Here is a 3269-nt window from a genome sequence, read left to right as displayed (position 1 = left end):
CACTGAAATTGAATCCAGCTACCAGTTCCTCTTGCTTGTGGCTCCGGTGAATATGCAAGAGATACGCGAAACCTACTTTGAAAGCAATTTTAAAGAGTTGCATGAGTATCAGTACCGCCTGCTCACCATTGACCCTGACCTACTCAAACGAAAACTCTTTAACCTGCGCATTGACGAGATTGACGACCCCGCCCTGTCCTTTATTTTTAAGGAAAAAAGGGGAGAACTCGATATGCAGATCAGCATGCTCAATGAACGCGGAAACAAAAACTTCTTTTACAACAGCATCCGCCTCTATCAGGTGGTGGAAAAAGAACTCAGGGAAGAAGCCCTGAAAATCCTGAATGACCTGCCCGAAGAAACCGGTGTCCCGGGTGATAAACAGATTGATGCCAAGGAATTCCGTGCTATGGCACATAAGGAGTTTGAATACTTCCGCGAGCAGGACCCTGATTTTAAAAGCAAGATACACATCAGGGAAGACGTGAATGTGATTATGGTTTCGCGAGGTGAGCTCTATATACCCGCAGACTACACTATGAGCCGTCGTGAAGCCGAAGCCCTGATTCAGCACGAGGTGGGCACACATGTACTCACTTTCTATAACGGAAGCCGGCAACCCCTCAGTCAGTTGTCGTCCGGTCTGGCGCATTATGACCCCTTGCAGGAGGGTATTGCCGTACTGGCTGAATATTTTACAGGCGGGTTGAGTGTCAACCGTTTGCGCACCCTTGCCGGTCGTGTCATTGCCGGTGCAGCGCTTATTGAAGGAGGTGACTTTCAAAGCATTTTTAAACTGCTTCACCAAACCCACGGTTTTTCCAGGGAACGGGCATTTAACATTACCTGTAGGATCATGCAGGGTGGCGGATTTTTAAAAGACATTATTTATCTAAAAGGCTTGGTGAAGCTTATCAACTACCTTAAAGATGGAGGCGATTTAGAGTCCCTGCTTTTGGGTAAATTTGCGCTGAGGCACCTCAACGTGATCAAAGACCTTACCGAGCGTGAGATTCTCAAACCCACTGCCTTGAAGCCGCGCTATATGGAATCTGAAGGCTATGAAAAAAAAATAAAAAAAATCAGGGAGGGCATTGCCCTTTCACAACTCACAACATCATGAAAATATGCTTTGTATTAAACGATATAGCTACTGAAAAAAACGGCACTTCAGTAGCGATCATGACCAAGGCCCACCAAATGGGTCATGAGGTGTTTGTGATGGATGTTGGTGGCTTTACGCTTTACAGCTATACTCCAATGGATATTACTGCATATACCATTCCCGTAAAACCACACATAAAATCCCCCGGCCAATTGCTGGAAAAGCTTAAGGAAAGTCATTTCAAGAAACAAACCCTAAATGCCACAGAACTGGATGTCCTTTTTGTAAGGAACAACCCCACTGAAGAAAGCCCCGAACGCCACTGGGCAGAAATGGCCGGTATCGCTTTTGGAAAAATGATGCAGCTTCAAGAAGTGCTTGTTTTAAATGATGCTTTTGCAATGAATAAAGCCTTTATAGATAAACTGTATTTTGAAGAATTGCCCGAGAGCATTAAACCGGCATCCATTGTCACACGAAATAAAAAAGATATCCTCGATTTCTGGGAAAAACATGATAAAAAAATGGTTCTCAAACCCTTGCAAGGCTCTGGCGGACAAGATGTTTACTTGATCGATGAAAATGAAAAAAACATCCACCAAATAATAGAAACCATTAACCACAAAGGCTATGTCATTGCTCAGGAATTCCTGCCCGATGTAAAAAACGGCGATGTGCGCATTCTTGTAATGAACGGCCGTATATTGGAAGAAGATGGCAAACAGGCCCTCATCAGGCGCATCAGTAATACCGAGAACGAATTTAGGAGTAATTTTAAAGTGGGCGCAAAAGCAGCCGCCAGCAAATTAACACCGGCTATGCAACACATTATACACGTTACTGCCCCAAAACTTATTCGTGACGGTTTGTTTTTTGTCGGCCTCGATGTAATCAAGGACAAACTCATAGAAATAAACGTCTTGAGTCCAGGTGGATTGGATCATTTTAAAGACATCAATTATCCCGATTTTACAACCACCGTGGTTGAAGCCATTGAGCGTAAAGTTACCTACAAAAGAATGTATAAAGGCTTATTGACAAACCGTGAATTGGCCACTATGGAATAACAAAAAGGATTAGAATTATGGAACATAAAGCAAAAAACACTTTTCCACGCATTATAGGAACTTATTCGGGTACCCGCAAAGGCCCGTTGTTGTTTATCACCGCCGGTATCCACGGCAACGAGCCCAGCGGTGTATATGCCCTGCAAAGGGTTTTTAGCGAACTCCAAAACTCCAAGCCTGACCTTGCAGGCACTGTGGTGGGCGTTACCGGCAACCGCAAAGGGTTGGAACAAGGCGTGCGCTATATTGACGAAGACCTCAACCGTGCGTGGACCGAGGAAAACATTAAAAACAACCGGAGAGAAACCCACGAACAAAAAGAAATGCACGAGATTATTGAAGTGCTTGAAAGCTTTTCAGAAACCCAATACACACGGCGCTATTTTCTGGACTGCCACACCATTTCCGCAGCGACACTCCCTTTTATTTCCGTTCAGGATGTGGGCGACAATGATACCTGGGCACATTATTTTCCCATACACATCGTGCGCGGGTTCAGCGATTTGGTGTATGGATGTATCGACCATTATTTGACCCGCATCGGGATGACGGGTTTTGTCCTGGAAGCCGGGCAGCACAAGAGCGAAACAGCTGTCTGTAATCAGGAAGGCCTGATTTGGCTGGCCATACAGGAAGCCTGCGGTTTGGATTTGCACCATATCGTGAGCTATCCCGATTGTGTGGAAAAACTCACCAAAAAACTCAAACCACCCCGCAAAACCTTTGAAATTGCCTACCGCCACGAACTGAAAAAAGACGACACCTTCAGCATGCAGCCCGGTTTTGAAAACTTTCAAAAGATTGAAAAAGACCAATTGCTGGCCATCCACAACGACAAGGAAATACGCAGCCAATGGGATGGGTATATCTATATGCCGCTTTATCAGAAACAGGGGGGTGATGGGTTTTTTGTGGTGCAGGAAGCGGATTAGAGGTGAGTGGGTAGCCGTGAGTGATGAGTGAAAAATGACTTTGGTCTGCAGGACTCCTGCCTTCGGCAGACAGGTAGGATGTAAGACAAAACTCATTGGCACTCTGCGTCTTTGCGGTGAAAACATGAGATTATTAGATTTTTATTTATCACCGCAGAGACGCGA

Annotated in this window: 3 protein-coding genes; all 3 read left to right on the top strand. The window is 45.2% G+C overall.

Features of this window, described 5'->3' with window-relative positions; genetic code table 11:
- Positions 1–1123: tyrosine/phenylalanine carboxypeptidase domain-containing protein (locus AC6F75_RS14140; RefSeq protein WP_500715733.1), on the top strand; the 1123-nt coding region annotated here is incomplete at its 5' end.
- Positions 1120–2172, top strand: a complete 1053-nt coding sequence (locus AC6F75_RS14135) for a glutathione synthetase (RefSeq protein ID WP_500715732.1) — start codon at positions 1120–1122, stop codon at positions 2170–2172. The genes AC6F75_RS14140 and AC6F75_RS14135, both read left to right, overlap by 4 nt.
- Before the next feature lie 17 nt (positions 2173–2189).
- Positions 2190–3104: a succinylglutamate desuccinylase gene (locus AC6F75_RS14130; RefSeq protein ID WP_500715731.1), complete on the top strand. Its 915-nt coding sequence runs from the start codon at positions 2190–2192 to the stop codon at positions 3102–3104.
- Positions 3105–3269 lie beyond the last annotated feature (165 nt).

This window comes from Planktosalinus sp. (assembly GCF_059864935.1).
This window is presented reverse-complemented; position numbering and strand designations above follow the sequence as displayed.